The following is a 21,023-nucleotide window of genomic DNA, read 5'->3' as shown; positions in this document are numbered from 1 at the left end:
TTTTAAGGTAATTCCTGAATGACGATATCTTTGACAGCAACTAGGGCCTTTCCGCCACCATGGATTTGTATTCCGATTAATCCAGATTGGGGAATAGTCGCATCCATTTCTTGATAATCCACACTCATTTTACCATTGATATATAGTCGAATATGATGATCAATAGCCTTGATCTCATATTCATTCCAATCGTTGAATTTAATCCACGTTAAAACCTCTTGATCATCTGGTTTAACTAAGGTTTTATTTCGCCTTGATTCATCATAAAGACTAGCCCAATAACCTGTGCCAAAATCAGCTTGGTAACCTATCATTTCATAGGTAGGATTGCTCAATCGTTTGCTGCGAAATTGAATGCCGGAATTAACAAATCCTTCGTTACCCGTCAGCTTGATTTTGAGTTTAAGAATAAAATTGGAATAAGTTTTTTGCGAGCAAAGAAAGTCATTGTGTGGAACGGTATTGTCTAATGAACCACCGAGAATCATGCCATTTTCAATCCGCCAAGTATGTAGGGTATCTCCTTCCCAGCCACGAAATGTTTTGCCATCAAACAAAGAGATGGTTTTGGGGCTTTGAGCAAAAGCAAGAGGTATGCTAAAACAAGCTAGTAAGCTTATCCAAATCAATGATTTCATGCTGCTGATTGAATCATCATTCTCCCTGTACTTTTGAAAGGGAGTGCTAGATTCGTTTATTAGGTTTAGATGAATTTGCCTCTCAATATAAGAGAAAATCAAATAGATAAACCCAAATCAGCACAATATTGTACAATTTTTTATTGAATCTATTTTATTTAGTGGTTTAAAGGATATGAACTACCACTCTACGATATCCTGTTAATGCGGGTGTACCATTGTCTTTTCCTTCGATAATTACATGATAAGTTTGACCTTTGACAGCCGTTTGTGGGATATTAACCACAGCTTTATTTCCTGCAACCTGGATATCTGCTGCCCCGCTTCCAGCTTCTTTATAGGGCCAAGCACTTAAGTTCACCTCATTTTTATCTGGATCTAAAGCAAACAGATTTAATGTTAATCGTTGACCTGCTTTGGCATAAACTTTCATGCCTTCTCTGACGGTAATTTGAGGGGCATGGTTCGACTTTTGGAAGCTTTTTACACACCAATCTGCTCGCGCCGCAAAGTCTTGTTGGAGTGCAATGAGCCAGCGAGTTTGCGAATAATTAATATCTAATTTGCCTAGTTCAGGATTGAAATCAGCAGCATCATCATTGTCTTCGTATCGATACGGATTATCTTTGGCCGGAGCAAATCGACCGCCCCATCCTCCATAAGATGGATTATTTAAATTGTTTAGACCTACATCCACTAAATGTAAAAATGCGGGAGAGTCTCCCTCTGAAATGAAATCATAAGGGACAAAGCTTCCCCATTGAGCATTTTTCAATTTGTTAGGATCACCATGTATGTGTTCATCATCTCCGGCTTGTTTTTGTCCATCTCCATACGCATAATACATTTTCAAAAGTGGGCCATGGTTCAGTATAATGTTCTTTGACATATATGGACCTTCAAAATAAGGCTGAGCTGCTTTGGGCATGATTCTTTTCCAAGGATAGGCAAAGCTTCCAAATTGATGGGCATTGTAAAATACCCGAATGTTGGGCCAATGTAGACCGATGTACTTTTTATAGGTAGCATCTTGGTCCATGACGGTATAGATGATGGCTTTTTTCGAAATTTTTTCCTGTATGCTTGGCCAATCTTTTTGTTTGGAATAGGCCTCTTCAATGGATTTTAAAGCTCGAGCAATGGTGTTGGTTCCTCCCCAAGCTTGTAAAAAAATGGGTTCAGGGTTATTGTCCATAAGTTTTGCTTTTATCCATTCAGAACCCGGCGTGATTTTTTCCATTTCTCCCTCAAAGTCAATATTGCCTACTTTCACTTGGCTGTTGAGGTAAGCTGGACTTGGGTAGTTTTTGGCATGCTGAGATAAGTTGGGATAAACCTCAGCATAGGCTTTTAATAAATCTTGTATCCATTGTACCCCAGGCCAGCGCAGATCTGTTTTAGCTCCGTACATTTTTTTGGTCATCTCCATTTCAGAAGTAAACAAGGTCCCCTTTCCATCACCCTTATAATGCCACATGGAGCTGGAATATACCAAACCTTCTAAGTGAAATTCATTGGAATATAAAAGCATACGGATGAATGTATCCACATCATCAATTTCACCATCGGTGGTGACAATGGTTCTAGGTAAATGTTCTTTAGCTAACAGGGGTGTGAATAATCCCAAGCAGAGAAGGAAAAAGAAAATTTTTCTCATGGGTAGAAATGAATTAATTCAAATGGTTTTGTGGGCCTAATTTGGCTTCAATATTGGGGTATTATAACAAATTTGATAGACAAATTAGGGTTAATTTTCCGATTAATCAATGTTTTGATTCAAGGTAGTGTATTTTTAATAAGTCAGCACCAAAGTCATTTCCTTTTTCCCTCAAGATGGCATGGATGTGATTTCCATCATTTTGAAAGCCTACATTGTCATATTCAATGAGAAAATCGGGTCCATTGATGATGTAATAATGTGACTTATTATTCTCTAAACTTCCTACCCAAGCAAAATAGATTTTATCCATACCCGTGGTAGCAATTTTATCCATCATTTGATGCGATTTTTCATGTTCAAAATTATGGATGTATTCTTGAATCAAGATTTTTAACATGGCCTTTTGAGCATCTGTAAATTCTTTCACTGCAATTCCATAATAGGAGTCGATTCGCTGTTGACTATTGGGAGAAGTGATGATATCTTTTGGAACGGACTGCTGTAAAATGGCTTTTGATTTTTGAGCATCTGAAAGCATGTTGACCAACATAAATCCATAGTCTTCTTCTTTACTTAAAACCCTTAGTCCAGCATATTTAGAAGATTTAACTTCAGAAGGATCTGTTCCAATGAAATAGGGCGACATGCTTATTTTTTTGCCATCAGAGGTTAAACTTAGGGCCATGTGATGCCCTCCAAAATTCATTCCCCAAGGAGCATCCCCAGGTTTACCAAAAATGGAGATATAATAATTACCATGTGCCCAATTCAGCTTTTGCATTTGGGTCAAAAATTCCTTTTTGATTTCCCCTTTGTCGTAGGCCTCTTGATATAAAGTATTCAGAATATCATCCAGCTGCATGATGCTGGTGGTTTTTAAGTAGCCTTGAGAGCTTAATAATGAACTTAAAACCCGATGAAAGGCTAGTCTACTTTTGTCTGACAGAGAACCATATTGTATGCCGGGTCTTGGAACTAAACCTACGGGAAGATTAGTCCATTTTTTTCGAACACTATCTTGAAAGGAATAGCTTACCTTTTTCAGTTCATCTTGATTTAGGCTTGCTAAAAACGAGTTGACGGCCTGGTGAATGCGCATGCTATTTTGCGAAAATAGGCTCATAGGTAAAATCAGCGCAATAAATAGGTAAATGGATCTAGTTTTCATGGTAAGGAATTTTGTTAAAAGTATTCATTTTAATGAATATACAAATGCTCGGGTACTCATTTTAGCATGCTATTTTATTCTATATTTGAGATGCACGTGTACTAATTCTATGGAAATGTTGACCGAAGATTTATTAAAACTATTTGTTCGAGATTTAAATCGCTTAAAAAGGGAAATTTCGCAGTACCAAGATGAAGCTAATTTATGGAAAGTAGATGGGTCTATATCTAATTCCGCCGGTAATTTATGTTTGCATCTGATTGGAAATTTGCAAACCTATTTTGGGTCGGTTTATGGCAATACAGGTTATGTTAGAAATCGAGACAAGGAATTTTCGGATAAGGCTGTGCCGCGAGTGCAATTGATGGACATGATTGCACAAACCGAGTTGATGATGCAACAGGTTTTACCCAAGATAAGTCAAGAACAACTGGAGGAAGATTATCCCATGGAAGTCTTTGACCATTCGATGAAATCAGCGTATTATTTTGTTCATCTGGCGGTTCATTTGGGTTACCATCTAGGTCAGATAAATTATCACCGTCGACTGTTGGATAACTAATGAGTCAAATTCGCATTACACATTTTGAACCTGAGCATAGAGATGCTATTCGGAATTTAAATTTTGAATGGCTGGAAAAGTATTTCCATGTAGAGGAGATTGATCAGCAGGTTTTATCCAATCCCGAGGAGGTAATTTTAGCTCCAGGTGGACAAATTTTCTATGCTTGGTATGGTGACCAAATTGTAGGAACAGTTTCCTTGATGAAGATTCAAGACCAGGTATTTGAGTTGACCAAAATGGCAGTCAATGAAGCATTTCAAGGATTAGGAATAGGTAAATTGTTAATGGAACATTGCTTGGATTATGCTAAACAACAAGGGATAAAACAGATCATTATTTATTCCAATCGTCGATTAGAAAGAGCTGTGGAAATGTACCGTCGATTTGGATTTGTTGAAATAGACTTAGGCCCTGTGTTGTACACCCGAGCGGACATAAAAATGAGCTTGGATATAAGTTAGTTGGTATTTTTCAATTTGAGATATTAAAAATAAGAGGATGAATTTTTTGGTAGGATATTTATATTATTTTCGAAAAACTAATTAAATCCGAATAAATGAGCATTTTAAAAGTAACAACCGAGTCAATTAGAAGGGCGAATAGTAAAGGTATGGATTTTAATAAAATGCATCATTACAAGGGCATTATGGTAGTAAAAACGAATTTAAATGGAATTATAAGAGTTCGTGAAATATCTAGAGAAATGATCAATGAAGCTTACGAAAAATCTTTAAGGCATTATGCAGAGGAATTATAATTTCATTTACTCAAAACTGCTAGAAAATCTTAGAACTAGTAGCTTATTATATTAAGTTTTCTCCAAGGCTATTCGCAAACTAATCAGAGTCAAAATAAAGGTGATGGGCGTGAAGATAATTCGTTCAGTCACATTCAGTGCTTGCGTATTTCCCAAGGTATTCAAGAAGAATAGAAGCGGTATCAGCCATACCAAATAATCCGCGATTTTGTAGAATTTGGGAAATATCCATCGAGCCTTCATGGAAACAATGACAGCCATGAAGGCTAATAATAACAAGGAAATGCTTTCCATTTGGATGAGTTCATTTCGACTTTGTAAGCGGCCACCCCAAACAATATCAGCAGGCACAATTCCCAGTAGGACCAGTAGATGGAACAGCATGGCTAGAGTAGCGAATCCTAAGAAAATGCTCAAGGCAAGCTTAAAGGGAATCCATTTTTTCATGCTTTAGGCTGTTCGACTATTTGATTTTTTGCGCATTCACCCCCTTAAAACTTAGTTTTACCGGAAGTATATCCCCTTTATCATCAAAATACATGGGTTCGATACAAGTAACCCGATGGTTTCTATCCGTCTCGTCTAATGGTCTTCGGTGGTAGACAATGTACCATTGGTCAGTATTTGGGATTTGTATCACAGAATGGTGTCCAGCTCCAGTGGCTACTTGGGGATCCTGTTTGAGAATTTTATCTTTTCTTTCAAATGGACCAAATGGACTATCTGCCACGGCATAGGCAACGGAATAGTTAGGGCCAGTCCAGCCCCCTTCGCTCCACATAAAATAGTATTTATTGTTTCGTATGAACATGAAAGGGCCTTCCACATAGCCATTGGGGGTGATTTCCTTAAACATTTTTCCATCTTCAAAAGGGACGATGGATTTGAAATCCGGACTTAATCGGGCTATGTTACAATGCTTCCAACCGCCATAAATGATGTAGTATTGACCATCTTTATCCTTAAATACAAATTGATCGATGGGCTGAGCGCCGTTTTGAAATTGACCTATTAATGGCTTCCCAATTAAATCCTTGAAAGGTCCTTGCGGTTTATCTGAAACCGCTACGCCGATACCTCCCAGTTCCTGATTACTCTGAATGTCATTGGCACCAAAGAACAAATAATATTTTTTGTCTTTTTGAACAATCGCTGGAGCCCACATGGCTTTTTTGGCCCATTTGATGGCAGAGGTATCCACTATGCTAGCATGTTTCTTCCAATGAACTAGGTCCTTGGAAGAAAAGGCATCGAAAAAGACTTGCTTTTGATATACATCTGAATAGGTCGGGTAAATCCAGTATTGCTTGTTAAAAATGATGGCTTCCGGGTCGGCATACCATCCTGGGAATAGGGGATTTCCTGAGGTTTTTTGTTGAGCACTTAGTGAGTGAGCGAGAATTAAAAAAAAGGAATAGTATATTAATTTCATAGAGTTTTTAATAACTTGTCTTATCAAAGTTAAAATACTCTTTTAATTTACCTAAACTTATTCCATTTCTATGTTAAACAACAAAACCACATTTAGCTTAACAGAAGACTGGACTGTCGTGGTCTTTGGATTCTTAATTATTGCCCTAGCCCTCTTTGGAATTAAAATACCAAGCCCCGTTTTTGCTTGGGAAAACGCAGCCGAATTAGGAGAAAAAGTAATAAACGGTACGAATTTATTCAACCTAGGTAAATTGTTTTTATGGGTATATGCCATTGCAATTTTAGCCACCAAAACTTTGGGTAAAGATGTAGCGGCCACCATCAAAGGATTTCCAATTGTTTTTATTTTAACCACCTTGGCCCTTATTTTGGCTGGTAATTCCTTCCTAAAAAATTGGAATTTAGAAGCAGTTATTTTCAGCTTATCCATTGGCTTAATCATCAGTAATTTTTCCAATATTCCAGATTGGTTAAGGGAGTCATTATCCACCGAATTATTCGTGAAAATAGGATTGGTATTATTAGGTACTAGTATCATTTTTGGGGATATTTTAAAAGCAGGATCTCTAGGTCTTGTTCAAGCGCTACTAGTGGTTGTTTCCGTCTGGTATTTTGCTTTCTGGGTCTCCAAAAAATTGGGAATTGACGAGGAAATGGCTATCATGATTTCAAGTGCCGTTTCCATTTGTGGCGTTTCAGCTGCGATTGCTACAGCAGGGGCCATCAAAGGAGATTCTAAGAAGCTTTCTTATGTCATTTCCATTGTATTAATTACGGCCATCCCAATGATCATTTTTATGCCCATCATTGCTAAAGCCTTGGGTTTATCAGAAGCAGTAACCGGAGCCTGGTTAGGTGGTACCATCGATACCACTGGGGCCGTTATTGCCTCAGGTTCTTTGATTGGAGAGGAAGCATTAAAAATTAGTACCATTGTCAAATTTTCTCAAAATGTCTTATTAGGTTTAGCGGCTTTTGGGATTTCGATTTATTGGACATATACCAACAATCAGTCGGATGTAGCCAAAGAATCAAAACCTACCTTGGGCATCATTTGGGAACGTTTCCCCAAATTTGTCATCGGTTTTGTGGCGGCTTCCCTCTTATTTTCATTTGTCATTTCTGGAGATGTTATTTCTGAAGTGAAAGGTGGTTTAAAATCCCTTCAAGGACTTTGGTTTGCTTTAGCTTTTACCAGCATTGGCTTGGAGACTAAGTTCGCCGATTTATTTAGCAGCGAAGGCAAAAAACCTTTGTATGCCTTCCTTATAGCTCAAGGTTTTAATGTGCTAGTTACCCTGGTAATCGCTTATTTCTTGTTTAAATAAAAAAGGGCCATTTTCTTATGGATGATATCGAATGAAAACTTTTGTTTACATCTGTTCTTTTTGGGCTATTTGTTGGTCTGCTTCAGCGCAGTCAAGTAAATCTGCTGATTTATATCGGCAAATAGCCCATTTAGATAGTGTGATGTTTCAAGCCTACAATGAGCGAAATATGCCCGCTTTTAAACAATTCTTTACATCAGATTTAGAATGGTTTCAAGATAATGGTGGCTTACTTCATTATGATACAGTTATTGCTAATTTTCAACAGATATTTAATCGGGAATATGTATTAACTCGGAAATTAGTACCCGGAACTTTGGAGGTTCACCCGATAAAAGACTACGGAGCTATTCATATAGGTCGACATACTTTTTCCCATGTTGAAAATGGGAAATTGGAAGTAGGCGAATTTAAGTTTTTGATGATTTGGAAGAATGATCAAGGTAATTGGAAAATATCACGAGTAGTTAGCTACGATCATTAATGGAATCAATTTAAATATTACCCTTGAAGCTCAATCTTTGGCTATTTTGAAAATGCTAAGATTACTTGTATCTATGTAGTAATTCCGAATGGAAATGCATTCATTTTTATTATTGTACACAACCATTTTTGCTATGAAACAATTCTCCACCCGACTTCTATTCTCGACCATTTTATTAAGTATATTCCTACTACATGGGGGAGAAACAAAAGCTGTAAAGCCTGCTGCCAAATCTAAAATCATTCGAACCTTGATAGTTGACGGTCAAAATAACCATGATCAATGGCCGAAAATTACCTTTATGATGAAGGATTTTTTAGAGCAATCAGGAAAATTCAAAGTGGATGTGCAACGATCTCATTTCACTTGGAATGCGGCAGATTTGATTCCTAAATACATGTTGCCAGGCCTTGAGAATACAGTATCTCTGCCAAAGCCTAAGGCTGATTCAAGTTTCCATCCTAAATTCTCTGACTATGATTTAGTGATTTGTAATTTTGGATGGAATGCTGCTCCTTGGCCTGCTGAAACCCAATTGGACTTTGAGAAATTCATGAAAAAAGGAGGAGGTTTAGTGGTTATTCATGCTGCCGATAATTCCTTTCCACAATGGCCAGCCTATAATGAAATGATTGGTCTTGGGGGTTGGGGAGACCGTACCGAAAAAGATGGTCCCTATGTTTATTATGACATGGATGGAAAATTAGTCAAAGATACCCAGGCCGGTCGCGCTGGTTCGCATGGACCTCAAAAGGAATATCAAATTACGATTCGTGACTCAAATCATCCCATCACCAAGGGCATGCCGCTCACTTGGATGCATAGCCAAGATGAAATGTATGACCGTTTACGTGGACCAGCTGTCAATATGGAAATCTTAGGAACTGCTTTTTCAGCTAAAGAAAATAAGGGAAGCGGTCGACATGAACCTATGCTCATAGTCACCCAATATGGAAAAGGAAGAGTATTTCACACACCCATGGGCCATGCAGATTATTCTGTTTCCTGTGTAGGTTTTATTACCACCTTGTTACGTGGAGCGCAATGGGCAGCAACAGGAAAAGTTGATATCCCAATTCCTTCGGATTTTCCCAAGGCTGACGATTCTTCAAAGAGCGAATATACGAAATAGCTAGCGTATGAAAAGAGGCTTATTCTTGGCTGTATTTTTGTGTTTGTTACATCAACTGGCCCTTTCTCAAGAGCGGATACCCTTATATCAAGGGAAAGCACCTGGTTCTGAATCATGGACTTGGACAGAAGCAGAAAGCAGTTCGAATGGCTTTAAAACAAGGTTAGTCTACAATGTGGTAGAACCAAGCATTACGGCTTTTTTTCCTGAGAAATCGAAAGCAAATGGGACATCGATTATCGTAGCACCCGGTGGAGCTTTTCATATATTATCCATCGATAGCGAAGGTATCGAAGTGGCCAAATGGTTGAATCAAAGGGGGATTACTGCTTTTGTATTAAAATATCGACTAGTTCATACGCTTACGAATGACCCAGTGAAAGAATTAAGTGCGAAGATGCAGGATTTTAATCAATTGGATAAAATTAATGCTCCAGTCGTGGAATTGGCCACAAAGGATGGAATAAAAGCGATGGAGTATGTTCGCCAGCATGCTCAGACCATGGGTTTGAATCCCCAGAAAATAGGCTTTATGGGTTTTTCTGCAGGTGGAACTTTAACCATGTCTGTTTTACAAACAGCTTCAGATGCCAATCGCCCAAATTTTATTGCGCCAATATACCTGTACAAAAAAGCCGTTTTGGGAAGTCAAATACCTAAGAATCGTACGCCTATTTTTATAGCAGCAGCCAGCGATGATAATTTGGGCTTAGCGGCTCATTCAGTGCAATTATATACGGAATGGTTGAATGCCAAACAACCAGCAGAATTGCATATGTATACCCAGGGTGGGCATGGTTTTGGCATGCGACAAATGAATACGCCCTCTGATCATTGGACAGAAGATTTTGAGCATTGGTTGCGCTTTCACCAATACCTACCTTAGGCCTTTTTTAAGGAAGATTTTCGAATGATTAATTGGCCCTGTACTAAGACATCCGCTTGTTGAGTAGAATCCTTTCGAGAAATGACATCAAACAATAAACAAGCAGCAATTTCCCCTACTTTTTGAGGGAATAAATGGAAAACTGTCAGGGGAGGGTCCACTATTTCCGCTAAATATTCATCTCCAAACCCAACGATGCCCAATTGTTTGGGGATAGCTATACCCAGCTCTTTGGCATATTGAATAATTTCTACTGCATTTAAATAATGTATGGCAAAAATCGCATCGGGTGGTTCAGGTAATTGTAGCCACTTATCCAAACTAGCTAGCGCAAATTCTTTGCTGAAATCACCATGCACCATGTAGTCCTTTTGTATGACTAAACCATATTTCTCCAATGCATGTAAATAGCCCTCTTTCCTTTTTTGACTAATCAGTAATTCAGGTGGTCCAGCTAAAATGGCGATACGTTGATAGCCTTGTTGAATTAAATGCTCTACTAACTGAAATGCTCCTTCAAAATCTTCTTGCCGGATTTTGGGAGTATCTACCTCCGTACAAATTCGGTCAAAGTGGACCATGGGTAATCCTTTTTCAAATAGATTTTTAATTTGGTTGAAACGCGTTGTTTCTTTTGAATGAGAAATTAAAAGACCATCCACATGGCTAGCTAATAGCCCCTGAATATTGCTTATTTCGGCTTCATATGATTCATTCGATTGACAGATCATGACCCGATAGCCTCGTTCATTGGCGACCTCTTGAATACCTGATAATACCTCTGCAAAAAATGGTCTTTTTATATTTGGGATTACCACGCCTATGGTTTTAGTTTCCCCTCTTTGGAAGCCTTTGGCAAACAAATTGGGATTATAATCTAGTTCCAAGGCTAATTTTTGAATTGCTTCTCGGGTTTTAGGACTAATATCTGGTTTGTTATTTAATGCCCTTGATACCGTTGCAATCGAGACACCCATGATGTTGGCAATGTCTTTAATGGTGGTATGAATCTGTTTTTGGGGAATAGGCTGTGCCGATTGCTCTTGGGTAAAATGTACCTGACATGATTTACATTGGTAACGAACTTTTCCGCGGATCATTCCAGCTCGAATGACAAAATGATTGGTGGAGCATTTAGGACAGATTTCCAATATTTGTTCTTTGTTTTAATTAAGTATTCAATTTACCTGAAATTACAAACCTATCGGTATCGTTTACGGAGACGCATTTCCATATAAAAAGCCTATATTAGGCTTAAATTAGGACATTTTGCTGATAAAAGCATATGTGTATTTGAAAAAATATATGCCATTACCATCAGTATAAAGTTGCTATTTTTGGCTTTTCACAGCAAATAACCTCTTTACCTCATGCAACATACCATGCGATGGTTTGGGCCTCATGACCCAGTCTCTTTAATGGATATTAGACAAGCTGGCTGCACCGGTGTGGTTACTGCTTTACATCAAATCCCAGTAGGAGAGGTTTGGTCAAAAGAAGCTATTCAGGAGAGAATAGATATCATAGAAAATGGTAATGAACAGTGGACGCCCTTGCATTGGTCCGTGGTGGAAAGTTTACCTGTACATGAGGCGATAAAAAAGGCCCTTCCTGAACGAGAGCAGTACATTAAAAACTATCAAGTATCATTGTCGAACCTAGCCGCCAAGGGCATTAAAACGGTTTGTTATAATTTTATGCCGGTCTTGGATTGGTCTAGAACCAAGCTTGATTTTGAGATGCCAGATGGGGCAAGGGCGCTTCGGTTTGTTTTGACGGATTTTGCTATTTTTGATTTGTTTATTCTAAAAAGACCTGCAGCTAAATCAGACTATACTTTGGCAGTTCAAGAGGCCGCAAAATCGAAGTTTGAAAGCATGACTCTTGCCGAAAAGGATGAGCTGCAAAATACCGTTTTATTGGGTTTACCAGGTTCCGAGGAGGCTTTTCATTTAGAGAATTTTCAAAGTTTATTAGATGCATACCAGGCCATTGGTCCAGATGAATTGCGTAAAAACTTGCATTATTTTATTCAACAAGTAGCGCCTTACGCACAAGAATTAGGAGTTAATTTGTGCATTCATCCAGACGACCCTCCTTTCCCCTTATTGGGATTACCTCGGGTAGTTAGTACGGAGTCTGACTTAGCCGCATTGATGGATGCATCTCCCGTGCGCGCCAATGGTATTACTTTTTGTACGGGTTCATTAGGCGTTAGGCCTGATAATAATTTGCCTGAAATGATTCGTCGATTTGCGAATCGAATACATTTTTTACATCTCAGAACGACGAAAAGAGAACAAGAAGAGCCTTTGATTTTTCACGAAGCGCCACATTTGGCAGGAGATGTTCCTATGTTCGAAGTGATTCGTGCGATACATGAGGAGGAAGTAAAACGAGGAGGTGAGCAAATTCCCATGCGTCCGGACCATGGGCACCAAATGTTAGATGATTTACAAAAAAAGACTTATCCTGGATATTCGGCCATAGGTCGATTACGGGGTTTGGCAGAAATAAGGGGAATGGAATTGGCCATATCCCGCATGAAATAAAGCATAAATACAATATGGAAAACAAATTTTCATTGGCGGGTAAAGTAGCCTTAATTACAGGTGGAGGAACAGGTATCGGATTTGATATCGCAAAGTGTATGCTGGCTAGTGGAGCCAATGTTATCATTACAGGAAGAAGAGAAGCCGTACTTCAAGAGGCAGTCAATGATTTAGGTGCTGGGGCCTTCTATTTTGTTCATGATATGGCGGATGTCAATGCCACACCCTCTTTGGTTGCTGATATCATACAATCGCATGGAAAAATTGATATTCTTGTCAACAATGCAGGTATCAATATGAAGCGTCCGGCAGTGGAGGTATCTAATGATGATTTTACCCAAATTATTCAAGTTAATTTGAATGCTGTTTTTGTATTAAGTAGAGAAGTAGGAAAGCATATGTTGGAAAGAAAATCAGGATCTATCATCATGATTTCATCCATGGCAGCATATTATGGAATCGATCGAGTAGCGGCTTATGCTTCATCCAAATCTGGGGTATATGGTTTGGTTCGTGTGTTGGCTTCAGAGTGGTCAGGGAACGGGGTACGTGTTAATGCCATTGCACCCGGCTTTATCGAAACGGCTATGAGTAAAACAGCCATGAATTCAGATCCAGATCGTAAACATAAAGCCATGGATAGAACACCCATGGGCTATTTTGGTAAGCCAGAAGATGTGGCTTGGACAGCCGTATTTTTAGCCTCAGATGCAGCTGGATATATTACAGGCGTTTCAATTCCCGTAGATGGGGGTAACTCAATAGGATTCTGATGAAAGAAAAAGTAGGAAATTTTCGCTGGGTTGTTGTGGCGTTATTGTTTTTCGCTACGACCATCAATTACTTGGATCGACAAGTAATAGGATTATTAAAGCCAACCTTAGAAAAGGAGCTGAATTGGTCGGAAACGGATTACAGCTTCATTGTGATGTGTTTTACGGCCTCTTATGCTATCGGTTTATTGATTTTTGGAAAAATCATTGACCAGATTGGCTCTAAATTAGGCTATACCATTTCCATCATCATCTGGTCCATAGCTGCCATGTTTCATGCTTTAGCAAAAACTTCCTTTGGTTTTGGGGCTGCCAGAGCCGTATTAGGATTGGGTGAAGCAGGGAATTTTCCAGCTGCGATTAAATCGGTTGCTGAATGGTTTCCCAAAAAAGAGCGGGCTTTTGCCACCGGTATATTTAATTCGGGAGCCAATATTGGTGCCATGGTAGCACCCATTATGGTACCTTGGCTTTTGGGAGCTTATGGCTGGCAAGAGGCATTTTTAATCACTGGTGCTATCGGGTTTATTTGGCTTATTTTTTGGTGGATTTTTTATGAAATACCGAGTAAGAAACAGGGACTTAGTCAGGCAGATTTAGACTATATTCAAGAAGATGATCATTTGGATAATACGCCCATTGCTTGGAAGAAATTGTTTACCATTCCTCAAACTTGGGTATTTATAGTAGGTAAATTTTTTACGGATCCCATTTGGTGGTTTTTCCTTTTCTGGTTGCCATCGTATTTTTCATCTACCTTCTCTTTAGATCTTAAGAAACCTAGTATTCATTTGGCCGTACTTTTTACTTGTACCTCTATTGGTAGTATTGGTGGTGGTTATATTCCTGGCTGGTTAATGCGCAAAGGATGGCCAGTCTATAAAGCAAGAAAAACAGCCATGTTGTTTTTTGCCTTATTGGCATTGCCTATCATTTCGGCACGCTGGGCAACGGATATTTGGCAAGCGGTCATACTAATCAGTATAGCTGCCTCTGCGCATCAGGCTTGGTCGGCCAATATTTTTACTTCCGTTTCAGATATGTTTCCTAAAAATGCCATTAGTTCTGTGGTCGGAATCGGCGGCTTGGCAGGATCTCTAGGAGGGGTGATATTTCCTTACTTCATTGGTATCATATTAGATTCATATAAATCAAGTAATAACTTGTCAGGAGGATATAATTTAATTTTCCTTATCTGCGGTTCAGCTTATTTGTTTGCTTGGCTACTGATACATTTGATTTCACCCAAAATGAAAGCCGTGAATCCTGGAGGAACTAGGTAAAGACAATCATATGTTTTTTTAGATTTTATGTAAGTTTAGTTTTTTAAAATCTATCTTTTTGGGTGCTTGGTTTACAAAAATAGCCGACTAAATATCAGTCGACTATTAAAAATTACCCCTTAATTATTTCTAAATTGGCGGATTGAATAAATCTTTATAGCGCGCCATCTTGGCTGGCTCTTTTGACGGCGTATTGCCCAATGATTTTTCCATGTTTTAAGCCCATCGTACAATCAACTCTCCAATGGATTAATCCATAAACTCTCGAATCAGAAGCTTGCTGGGCATAGGAATTAAATGTGCTGGCTTTTTGCGGAAAAAAGGCGGATAATACCTCTGCCCCTGCAGCTGAAAATGTGGAGTGCCCCGAGGTGTAACTGGGGAAATTGGGTAAACCAACGGAAGTTTTAACTCCGTATTGCTGGGGTCTTGGTGTATAATAATAAAATTTTGTGTCCCAGCAACCAATTCCAGCATCCATCTCAGCTGTTCCCAAATAGGCCAGCATTCTAGCCATACGAACCTCACTATATTTGGCTTCAAAACCAGCGTTGGCCCCATAGCGATGCCAATGTCCCGGAGGGGTATAGGTACCTGGCCCATCTGCCCAGAAGTTCGCAATAGCGGCCTGTTCACGAGTTTGATTTTTTTCAATAGCCAGTAATTCATCCCAATCTTTTTTAAATTCGGCTGAGCCCTCTACGTAAGGCATGCTAGGACGGATAGCTTCTAAAGTCGCTCGATCAAAATTCCATGTTTTTACATTTCCAAAGGTAGGAAGCATAGGGGGCCTAGCAGGGCTTTCTTGGCTAGTCCATACCTTCGAGATACCCATTGACTTGGCTCCTGCCATCATATCGGCTGTTGCCGCTTGATTGTTTGCTGCTCCCATACCATCAGCCTTTGCTCTTTGCATAACTTTAGCTGCAACAGCCCCACCTAAACTTACTCCCGCCTGAATGTCTGAGCCTACGTTCATTCCCGCCCAAAGTCTCGCATTTTTACATTCCTCTAACTTGGATTTCAAAAATGGTCCTTCACCTGGAAACATAGCTAATAATATGACATAGCTAGCTTGTCCTACTACGGCATCCTCTGAGGGATAGCTTGGTAAATTACTTACAGGCAATAATGCCTTAATACCTTTATCCACTACACTTGGTGCGGGACGGTTATACTGGTATTTATATTTCCAAGTACTAACTAAGGCATCAAATTGGGCAACGCTCAAATATGCTAAAGCTCTAGATGCATAAGGAGGATTAGCAAATGGAAATTTGGGGTCTGCCAATGGATTATTTGCATCTGGCACAGGATATTTGCCTTCCGAATTGGCAGCTGGAGCATTATTGTATCGAGCAGCTAATTCACGCGCAATTTCATTCCACCGGTAAACAGCCCCTGCACCCCAATAAGAAACAATTTGTCTTTGTTCATTCGTTAAATTAGGTGCGACCGTATTTTTAAGCGAGTCAATTTCTTTTAGGTAAGAGGGGTCATTGATTGCCGCCGGTGCAGACAAGCTTACTTCTGTGGGGGAACTTAAAACAAAGGTCTTCCAATTACCAGCATTTTCGTCCATATTACTGGGTACATAGGGACTAAGCGTAGCCTCTGATACTGAATTTTCACAGGAAAGAAGCATGCAAAAACCCAGTAGGTAGATAAAATAGTATATCGTTTTTTTCATGATTTTTAAAAGATTATTTAACCTTAAATAGGTAGAGTAAACCTATGGTTAATTGGGTACTTTGTCCTGCATTTTGTCCATCTATGACATAGGAAACTCGGGCACTTAGTCCTAAAGATTTGGGTTGATATTTGGCATAGGCACCTACAGCCGTCATCGTCATGTCGTTGGTTAGAAATGGCATAGAATTCCGACGAATATCATCACCACCAGCACAAGAAAAATGCTCTGCAAATACTTCCAATTGGTTTTCCTTCTTTAGATAGCCCATTCTAAAAGCAGCATCAAAGGCATCCGGAACAGGCACCCTGTTCGTATAGTATAGTCTTTCTCCATTCAAATACGAATCCCGATCCACTTGAACTTGACTTCTAAAGATGTAGGAAGCCGTGGCACTTAGGTATAAGTTGGAGGGTAAATTATAGTTGAGAATGCCCCGAGCACTAAGTGTTTTTGCCCCAAGTCCTATCGACATTGGCATGAATTCTGTGACGTAATTACTCATGGGGGTACTTACTCCCAGCGTAGCATGTCCATGCAATTGCTTGTAGTTAAATACTTTGGCCTTGAGCCATAGACTTACATCTTGAAAGCCTTGCTGGCCCATTAAATTGCCTTGACTTGCCTGTGTTTTGACATATGGTACCATCACCAAAGCATTAATTTTCTTCGTGATACCATAAGCAATCATGGCTCCAAGTGACTCTGTACTTAGTTTCCCTATATTGGGATTATCCCTTTTTAAGGAGTTTTCCCAATAGTTTGTCCACGAAGAATTTCCGTACATGAGCGCTCCACAGGCAATATTTTTATTCATGTAAATTTGATCATGCGGCAATTGTGCCGTGATCGTATTCATACTCCAAATAGAGATGAATACACACAGTAAAGTATGTTTCATTTTGCTTAATTAAATTGAAATAGAACAAACAGAGAAGAAGGGATTTCTTCCATGCTAATTTTTCCAGAAATAATTAAGCTGGCTGGGGAGGAGAAAATAAGGCATCCTGGAAAGTGGATGTCTTTAATGTAGTATGATGATAAGGAGTACGATGAACTGGCCATTCTAAAATATAAAATACCCAAGCGCTTTGGGATTGGCAGTACTCCTTAACAAGGGTTTGAATTAATTTACTTTTTGTTGGGGCTTTTTCAGGTTGGTCGCTTAAATGCTCACTGACCAAATCAGCCAATTCAGTAAATTGATCTCGCGCATTTTTATCGTTCGCTATGCGGGTGTATAAGGTGTCATTTTCTATCTTTTGATCCAACATCTGATAGAAATCATCACCTTGCTGAAGGGATCCACTTACCTCCTGAGGAATTTCTCGATTGCTAGGATAGGGTAATGAAATGGGGATTTTAACCACATATGAATCGCTTTCTTCTTCACTTAGGGCAAATTCACTATCGGAATTGGCTATATACCGCAATGCAAATCCTCCAGCTTGATAGAGAAGGATAAACATGAGCAATATGGAGGTCAGTCTTTTCATCAATGCGCAAAACTAAGATAAACTAGAATAATTCCAATTAATAATAAGGTTTTTGTGCTAAATGGTAGGCATTGTGCCTATTATTTATTTAAATCAATAAAAATGTCCCCCAATTTTTTTTATTTCAAAGTTTAATCGTAATATTACGATTGATATGGGAGCAAGTAAGATTATAAATTATACCGAAGAGCAGATTTTAGTAGCAAAATATGCCAAAGCACTGTCGCATCCGGCCCGCATGGCGATCATGCAGCTTTTATTAAGCAAGCAGTCCTGTATTTGTGGAGATATTGTGGACGAGTTACCTATTTCGCAGTCGACCGTTTCCCAACATTTAAAAGAATTGAAAGAAGCAGGTTTAGTGAGGGGGCAAATTGATGGTGTTTCTATTTGCTATTGCATTAATGAAACAGAGTGGAATAAACTAAGGGATTTACTGGGTCATTTTTTTGAAAAAAGGCATGTAAAGACGAGTACTTGTTGCTAAATTTTTTTGTTTAAATCCATCGTAAAATTGCGATAAATAAAAATGAATATATCATGAAAACAGAGCAAGAATTAAAAGAAATTGTGAAGCAAAAATATGGTGAAATAGCCATGCAGGGGAAAGAAGAAAATATGGCTTCCTGCTGCGGAGCGGGGGGCTGTTCTACTGAAGTGTATAATATCATGTCAGAAGATTACTCCACCTTAGAAGGATATAATGCCGATGCCGATTTAGGTTTAGGTTGTGGTTTACCGACACAATTTGCCCAAATAAAAGCTGGGGATGTGGTCGTGGATTTAGGTAGCGGAGCAGGAAATGATTGTTTCATAGCCCGTCATGAGGTTGGAGAAACTGGAAAAGTTATCGGGATTGATTTCACACCCCAAATGATTGAAAGGGCGCGGTTGAATGCCGAGATTCGTGGGTTTAATAATGTGGAATTTCGCCAAGGAGATATTGAGCATATGCCTATTTCTGCTAATGTAGCGGATGTTATTGTGAGTAATTGTGTCTTAAATTTGGTGCCTAATAAAGCAGGCGTATTTCAAGATATCTACCGGGTATTAAAACCTGGTGGTCACTTTAGTATTTCTGACGTGGTGCTTGTAGGGGAATTGCCTTCAGGTTTACAAAAGGATGCGGAAATGTATGCAGGCTGTGTTGCCGGAGCTATCCAAAAAGATGAATATATGCAGTTAATTCAGCATACTGGCTTTACAAATGTGCAAATTCAAAAAGAAAAGCCTATCATTATTCCCACTGATATCCTAAGTCATTATTTAAGTGCTCAGGAGATTGAGGAATTTAATTCTGGAAAAACAGGGATTTTTTCTATTTCCGTATTTGCACAAAAACCGATGGAAGAAAAGACTTGTCAGCCAGGCTCAGGATGTTGCTAAATTCGATTTAAGATGAAAACTACGACAAATCTAATGCTTGAGATGTGGATCGAGTCTAGGACACGATTTACCAAATTATTGGCAAACATGACCGAGTATGATTTAGCTAAGAAATTAGGTGATTCACCGAATTCTGCTGGATTTTTAATTCGTCATATCGGCGATGTAGAATTATTATTTGCCAAAAATGTTTTTGGAGATTCATCGGTAAGGGTGGTGGCTAAAACAGTTATTGACCAAAAAGATACAGGGGAGTGGATACATTTGGAGGAATTAAAAGCCTACCTAGAGGAGTCTTTTGAAAAATTGCATACCATTGTTTCCCAGCAAGGCGATGCAGATTGGGAGCAAAGTATTTCTACTAAGGAATTTGGGACAAAAACTAAGGCCGAGGCATTTGGTCGGATTGTTTCACATACGGCTTATCATGCAGGACAATTAGCTATTGTCTTAAAATATGGTCAGGCATAAATTTTATGGAAAAGGTTCAATTAGGTCTAAAGGAAAATTGGAAGCAGTTTAGCTTACTTGTGCTTATCAATGCTTTTGTGGGTGGAATGGTGGGTTTGGAGCGCTCTATTTTACCTCAAATAGCAGAGAAAGAATTCGCATTAGCAGCAAAAACGGCAATCTTATCATTCATCATTGTATTTGGTGTAGTTAAAGCCCTGACTAATTATTTTGCCGGGGCTTTAGCTAATCGAATGGGGCGGAAAAATTTATTAGTATTTGGATGGATGATGGCCATTCCTATCCCTTTTATTTTAATGTTTGCTCCTCATTGGAATTGGGTAATATTGGCCAATGTCTTTTTAGGCATTAATCAGGGTTTAGCTTGGAGCTCCACAGTGGTGATGAAAATAGATTTAGTGGGAGAAAAGCAGCGGGGATTGGCCATGGGAATTAATGAATCAGCAGGTTATTTAGCGGTTGCCCTTTTTGCTTTTTTCTCAGCCTATATCGCCAATCATTATGGTCTACGACCTTATCCTTTTTACCTCGGAATTGTGCTGGTTATTTTGGGCTTATTCGGTAGTTATTTTTTCATACAAGATACCCGACAACATGTCATTCAAGAAGAGCAGCAAAGTCGTGTCCCACGTTTGACCAATATTTTCATAGAAACCACTTGGGCAAATAGAAATTTAGGATCAGTTACGCAAGCAGGTTTGATCAATAACCTGAATGATGGTATGGTTTGGGGCATATTTCCTATCCTCTTGGCATCCAAAAACTTTCAATTGCAGGAGATTGGTTTGATAACCGCTATATACCCGGCCGTTTGGGGTCTAGGTCAATTGTTGACGGGTAAAATGTCGGATAAGTTTTGTAAAAAAGATATGTTATTTGTCGGTATGCTCTTGCAAGGAATTGCTTTAATTCTGTTGATTTGGGCAAATAGCCTATTCCAATTTGTACTTATTTCTGTCCTACTGGGTTGGGGTACTGCCATGGTTTACCCAACTTTCTTGTCTACAATAGCGGAAAATACTCACCCCATGGATCGGGCTAAAAGCATGGGGATATTCAGGTTATGGCGCGACCTTGGATATGCGATCGGCGCATTAACGACCGGAGTCATAGCAGACTATTTCGGGATACTCACCGCTATCGTTTTTATTGGACTTTTGACTTGTATGTCTGCGGGAATTATCCAATTTAGAATGCGTTGTGGGGAAGGAGATTCCATTAAAATATGGGATTGGATTACAGGTCAGAAATCGAATAGTTCCTGTACCAATTCTCATACATTTACGGGTACAAATATCTGTGTAAACTAAAAATAAAGAG

At 39.1% G+C, this 21,023-nt stretch carries 23 protein-coding genes; 14 read left to right on the top strand and 9 right to left on the bottom strand.

The window, feature by feature from the left end; genetic code table 11:
- Nucleotides 1-2 precede the first annotated feature (2 nt).
- From SKC36_RS09900 to SKC36_RS09890, 3 genes are all read right to left on the bottom strand, one after another.
- Nucleotides 3-638 (bottom strand): 3-keto-disaccharide hydrolase, encoded by a 636-nt coding sequence (locus SKC36_RS09900; protein ID WP_459465767.1) that lies wholly within the window; start codon nucleotides 636-638, stop codon nucleotides 3-5.
- Nucleotides 639-804: 166 nt separating this feature from the next.
- Nucleotides 805-2,295 carry a DUF1593 domain-containing protein gene (locus SKC36_RS09895; protein ID WP_459465766.1) on the bottom strand — a complete coding sequence of 497 codons (1,491 nt, stop codon included), beginning with the start codon at nucleotides 2,293-2,295 and terminating at the stop codon, nucleotides 805-807.
- Between the two features lie 106 nt (nucleotides 2,296-2,401).
- A complete protein-coding gene (locus SKC36_RS09890) occupies nucleotides 2,402-3,466 on the bottom strand; it encodes a DUF3500 domain-containing protein (protein ID WP_459465765.1) in 1,065 nt (354 codons plus the stop codon).
- A gap of 109 nt (nucleotides 3,467-3,575) precedes the next feature.
- Here SKC36_RS09890 and SKC36_RS09885 point away from each other — a divergent pair, with 109 nt between their 5' ends.
- The 3 genes from SKC36_RS09885 (at nucleotide 3,576) to SKC36_RS09875 (ending at nucleotide 4,788) form a co-directional block, all read left to right on the top strand.
- Nucleotides 3,576-4,028: a DinB family protein gene (locus tag SKC36_RS09885; protein WP_459453752.1), complete on the top strand. Its 453-nt coding sequence runs from the start codon at nucleotides 3,576-3,578 to the stop codon at nucleotides 4,026-4,028.
- On the top strand, nucleotides 4,028-4,492 hold the full coding sequence (locus SKC36_RS09880) for a GNAT family N-acetyltransferase (RefSeq protein ID WP_459465764.1): 465 nt from the start codon (nucleotides 4,028-4,030) through the stop codon (nucleotides 4,490-4,492). The genes SKC36_RS09885 and SKC36_RS09880 overlap by 1 nt, the downstream gene beginning before the upstream one ends.
- 95 nt (nucleotides 4,493-4,587) lie before the next feature.
- Nucleotides 4,588-4,788, top strand: coding sequence for a hypothetical protein (locus SKC36_RS09875; RefSeq protein ID WP_459465763.1), 201 nt, complete (start codon nucleotides 4,588-4,590; stop codon nucleotides 4,786-4,788).
- Between the two features lie 51 nt (nucleotides 4,789-4,839).
- Here the strand turns inward: SKC36_RS09875 and SKC36_RS09870 are convergent, their stop codons facing one another.
- Nucleotides 4,840-5,235 carry a hypothetical protein gene (locus SKC36_RS09870; protein WP_459465762.1) on the bottom strand — a complete coding sequence of 132 codons (396 nt, stop codon included), beginning with the start codon at nucleotides 5,233-5,235 and terminating at the stop codon, nucleotides 4,840-4,842.
- Nucleotides 5,236-5,251: 16 nt separating this feature from the next.
- Nucleotides 5,252-6,220 carry a glycoside hydrolase family 43 protein gene (locus SKC36_RS09865; protein WP_459465761.1) on the bottom strand — a complete coding sequence of 323 codons (969 nt, stop codon included), beginning with the start codon at nucleotides 6,218-6,220 and terminating at the stop codon, nucleotides 5,252-5,254.
- A 70-nt stretch (nucleotides 6,221-6,290) separates the two neighbouring features.
- Here SKC36_RS09865 and SKC36_RS09860 point away from each other — a divergent pair, with 70 nt between their 5' ends.
- From SKC36_RS09860 to SKC36_RS09845, 4 genes are all read left to right on the top strand, one after another.
- On the top strand, nucleotides 6,291-7,550 hold the full coding sequence (locus tag SKC36_RS09860) for a YeiH family protein (protein ID WP_459465760.1): 1,260 nt from the start codon (nucleotides 6,291-6,293) through the stop codon (nucleotides 7,548-7,550).
- 31 nt (nucleotides 7,551-7,581) lie between these two features.
- On the top strand, nucleotides 7,582-8,034 hold the full coding sequence (locus SKC36_RS09855) for a nuclear transport factor 2 family protein (RefSeq protein WP_459465759.1): 453 nt from the start codon (nucleotides 7,582-7,584) through the stop codon (nucleotides 8,032-8,034).
- 133 nt (nucleotides 8,035-8,167) lie between these two features.
- A complete protein-coding gene (locus SKC36_RS09850; protein ID WP_459465758.1) occupies nucleotides 8,168-9,166 on the top strand; it encodes a ThuA domain-containing protein in 999 nt (332 codons plus the stop codon).
- Nucleotides 9,167-9,173: 7 nt separating this feature from the next.
- A complete protein-coding gene (locus SKC36_RS09845; protein ID WP_459453761.1) occupies nucleotides 9,174-10,052 on the top strand; it encodes an alpha/beta hydrolase in 879 nt (292 codons plus the stop codon).
- Here the strand turns inward: SKC36_RS09845 and SKC36_RS09840 are convergent.
- Nucleotides 10,049-11,152 (bottom strand): LacI family DNA-binding transcriptional regulator, encoded by a 1,104-nt coding sequence (locus tag SKC36_RS09840; RefSeq protein ID WP_459465757.1) that lies wholly within the window; start codon nucleotides 11,150-11,152, stop codon nucleotides 10,049-10,051. The genes SKC36_RS09845 and SKC36_RS09840 overlap by 4 nt on opposite strands.
- Before the next feature lie 270 nt (nucleotides 11,153-11,422).
- Between SKC36_RS09840 and uxuA the strand changes: the two genes are divergently transcribed.
- The 3 genes from uxuA to SKC36_RS09825 are packed head-to-tail and all read left to right on the top strand — an operon-like array spanning nucleotide 11,423 to nucleotide 14,660.
- Entirely contained in the window at nucleotides 11,423-12,604 is a 1,182-nt protein-coding gene (gene uxuA / locus SKC36_RS09835) for a mannonate dehydratase (protein WP_459465756.1), read from the top strand.
- 14 nt (nucleotides 12,605-12,618) lie between these two features.
- Nucleotides 12,619-13,377, top strand: a complete 759-nt coding sequence (locus SKC36_RS09830) for an SDR family NAD(P)-dependent oxidoreductase (RefSeq protein WP_459465755.1) — start codon at nucleotides 12,619-12,621, stop codon at nucleotides 13,375-13,377.
- A complete protein-coding gene (locus SKC36_RS09825; protein WP_459453764.1) occupies nucleotides 13,377-14,660 on the top strand; it encodes an MFS transporter in 1,284 nt (427 codons plus the stop codon). Before SKC36_RS09830 ends, SKC36_RS09825 begins: the two co-directional genes overlap by 1 nt.
- Nucleotides 14,661-14,814: 154 nt before the next feature.
- On the opposite strand, the gene SKC36_RS09820 is transcribed toward SKC36_RS09825, so the two are convergent.
- The 3 genes from SKC36_RS09820 to SKC36_RS09810 all read right to left on the bottom strand — a co-directional run bounded on the left by SKC36_RS09820 (nucleotide 14,815) and on the right by SKC36_RS09810 (nucleotide 17,846).
- Nucleotides 14,815-16,350 (bottom strand): vanadium-dependent haloperoxidase, encoded by a 1,536-nt coding sequence (locus SKC36_RS09820; RefSeq protein WP_459465754.1) that lies wholly within the window; start codon nucleotides 16,348-16,350, stop codon nucleotides 14,815-14,817.
- 13 nt (nucleotides 16,351-16,363) lie between these two features.
- Entirely contained in the window at nucleotides 16,364-17,251 is an 888-nt protein-coding gene (locus tag SKC36_RS09815) for a hypothetical protein (RefSeq protein ID WP_459465753.1), read from the bottom strand.
- Nucleotides 17,252-17,324: 73 nt separating this feature from the next.
- Nucleotides 17,325-17,846: a hypothetical protein gene (locus SKC36_RS09810; protein ID WP_459465752.1), complete on the bottom strand. Its 522-nt coding sequence runs from the start codon at nucleotides 17,844-17,846 to the stop codon at nucleotides 17,325-17,327.
- A 154-nt stretch (nucleotides 17,847-18,000) separates the two neighbouring features.
- On the opposite strand from SKC36_RS09810, the gene SKC36_RS09805 reads away from it, so the two are divergent.
- Genes SKC36_RS09805 through SKC36_RS09790 form a run of 4 tightly spaced genes read left to right on the top strand, consistent with a single transcriptional unit; the run spans nucleotide 18,001 to nucleotide 21,013 of the window.
- Complete coding sequence (locus SKC36_RS09805; protein WP_459453768.1) at nucleotides 18,001-18,333, top strand: ArsR/SmtB family transcription factor; 333 nt, start codon at nucleotides 18,001-18,003, stop codon at nucleotides 18,331-18,333.
- A gap of 53 nt (nucleotides 18,334-18,386) precedes the next feature.
- Nucleotides 18,387-19,232: an arsenite methyltransferase gene (locus SKC36_RS09800; protein WP_459465751.1), complete on the top strand. Its 846-nt coding sequence runs from the start codon at nucleotides 18,387-18,389 to the stop codon at nucleotides 19,230-19,232.
- Between the two features lie 12 nt (nucleotides 19,233-19,244).
- Nucleotides 19,245-19,703 carry a DinB family protein gene (locus SKC36_RS09795; RefSeq protein WP_459465750.1) on the top strand — a complete coding sequence of 153 codons (459 nt, stop codon included), beginning with the start codon at nucleotides 19,245-19,247 and terminating at the stop codon, nucleotides 19,701-19,703.
- Between the two features lie 5 nt (nucleotides 19,704-19,708).
- Complete coding sequence (locus SKC36_RS09790) at nucleotides 19,709-21,013, top strand: MFS transporter (RefSeq protein WP_459465749.1); 1,305 nt, start codon at nucleotides 19,709-19,711, stop codon at nucleotides 21,011-21,013.
- Nucleotides 21,014-21,023 lie beyond the last annotated feature (10 nt).

This window comes from Aquirufa sp. OSTEICH-129A, assembly GCF_054558355.1.
Note: the sequence above shows the minus strand (reverse complement) of the source record. Positions and strands in the feature narration are given on the sequence as shown.

What these genes read in the sequence shown, in the direction of transcription:
- SKC36_RS09900 (WP_459465767.1), bottom strand. Translation starts at nt 638, where the DNA reads ATGAAATCATTGATTTGGATAAGCTTACTAGCTTGTTTTAGCATACCT.
- SKC36_RS09895 (WP_459465766.1), bottom strand. Translation starts at nt 2,295, where the DNA reads ATGAGAAAAATTTTCTTTTTCCTTCTCTGCTTGGGATTATTCACACCC.
- SKC36_RS09890 (WP_459465765.1), bottom strand. Translation starts at nt 3,466, where the DNA reads ATGAAAACTAGATCCATTTACCTATTTATTGCGCTGATTTTACCTATG.
- SKC36_RS09885 (WP_459453752.1), top strand. Translation starts at nt 3,576, where the DNA reads ATGGAAATGTTGACCGAAGATTTATTAAAACTATTTGTTCGAGATTTA.
- SKC36_RS09880 (WP_459465764.1), top strand. Translation starts at nt 4,028, where the DNA reads ATGAGTCAAATTCGCATTACACATTTTGAACCTGAGCATAGAGATGCT.
- SKC36_RS09875 (WP_459465763.1), top strand. Translation starts at nt 4,588, where the DNA reads ATGAGCATTTTAAAAGTAACAACCGAGTCAATTAGAAGGGCGAATAGT.
- SKC36_RS09870 (WP_459465762.1), bottom strand. Translation starts at nt 5,235, where the DNA reads ATGAAAAAATGGATTCCCTTTAAGCTTGCCTTGAGCATTTTCTTAGGA.
- SKC36_RS09865 (WP_459465761.1), bottom strand. Translation starts at nt 6,220, where the DNA reads ATGAAATTAATATACTATTCCTTTTTTTTAATTCTCGCTCACTCACTA.
- SKC36_RS09860 (WP_459465760.1), top strand. Translation starts at nt 6,291, where the DNA reads ATGTTAAACAACAAAACCACATTTAGCTTAACAGAAGACTGGACTGTC.
- SKC36_RS09855 (WP_459465759.1), top strand. Translation starts at nt 7,582, where the DNA reads ATGAAAACTTTTGTTTACATCTGTTCTTTTTGGGCTATTTGTTGGTCT.
- SKC36_RS09850 (WP_459465758.1), top strand. Translation starts at nt 8,168, where the DNA reads ATGAAACAATTCTCCACCCGACTTCTATTCTCGACCATTTTATTAAGT.
- SKC36_RS09845 (WP_459453761.1), top strand. Translation starts at nt 9,174, where the DNA reads ATGAAAAGAGGCTTATTCTTGGCTGTATTTTTGTGTTTGTTACATCAA.
- SKC36_RS09840 (WP_459465757.1), bottom strand. Translation starts at nt 11,152, where the DNA reads ATGATCCGCGGAAAAGTTCGTTACCAATGTAAATCATGTCAGGTACAT.
- uxuA (WP_459465756.1), top strand. Translation starts at nt 11,423, where the DNA reads ATGCAACATACCATGCGATGGTTTGGGCCTCATGACCCAGTCTCTTTA.
- SKC36_RS09830 (WP_459465755.1), top strand. Translation starts at nt 12,619, where the DNA reads ATGGAAAACAAATTTTCATTGGCGGGTAAAGTAGCCTTAATTACAGGT.
- SKC36_RS09825 (WP_459453764.1), top strand. Translation starts at nt 13,377, where the DNA reads ATGAAAGAAAAAGTAGGAAATTTTCGCTGGGTTGTTGTGGCGTTATTG.
- SKC36_RS09820 (WP_459465754.1), bottom strand. Translation starts at nt 16,350, where the DNA reads ATGAAAAAAACGATATACTATTTTATCTACCTACTGGGTTTTTGCATG.
- SKC36_RS09815 (WP_459465753.1), bottom strand. Translation starts at nt 17,251, where the DNA reads ATGAAACATACTTTACTGTGTGTATTCATCTCTATTTGGAGTATGAAT.
- SKC36_RS09810 (WP_459465752.1), bottom strand. Translation starts at nt 17,846, where the DNA reads ATGAAAAGACTGACCTCCATATTGCTCATGTTTATCCTTCTCTATCAA.
- SKC36_RS09805 (WP_459453768.1), top strand. Translation starts at nt 18,001, where the DNA reads ATGGGAGCAAGTAAGATTATAAATTATACCGAAGAGCAGATTTTAGTA.
- SKC36_RS09800 (WP_459465751.1), top strand. Translation starts at nt 18,387, where the DNA reads ATGAAAACAGAGCAAGAATTAAAAGAAATTGTGAAGCAAAAATATGGT.
- SKC36_RS09795 (WP_459465750.1), top strand. Translation starts at nt 19,245, where the DNA reads ATGAAAACTACGACAAATCTAATGCTTGAGATGTGGATCGAGTCTAGG.
- SKC36_RS09790 (WP_459465749.1), top strand. Translation starts at nt 19,709, where the DNA reads ATGGAAAAGGTTCAATTAGGTCTAAAGGAAAATTGGAAGCAGTTTAGC.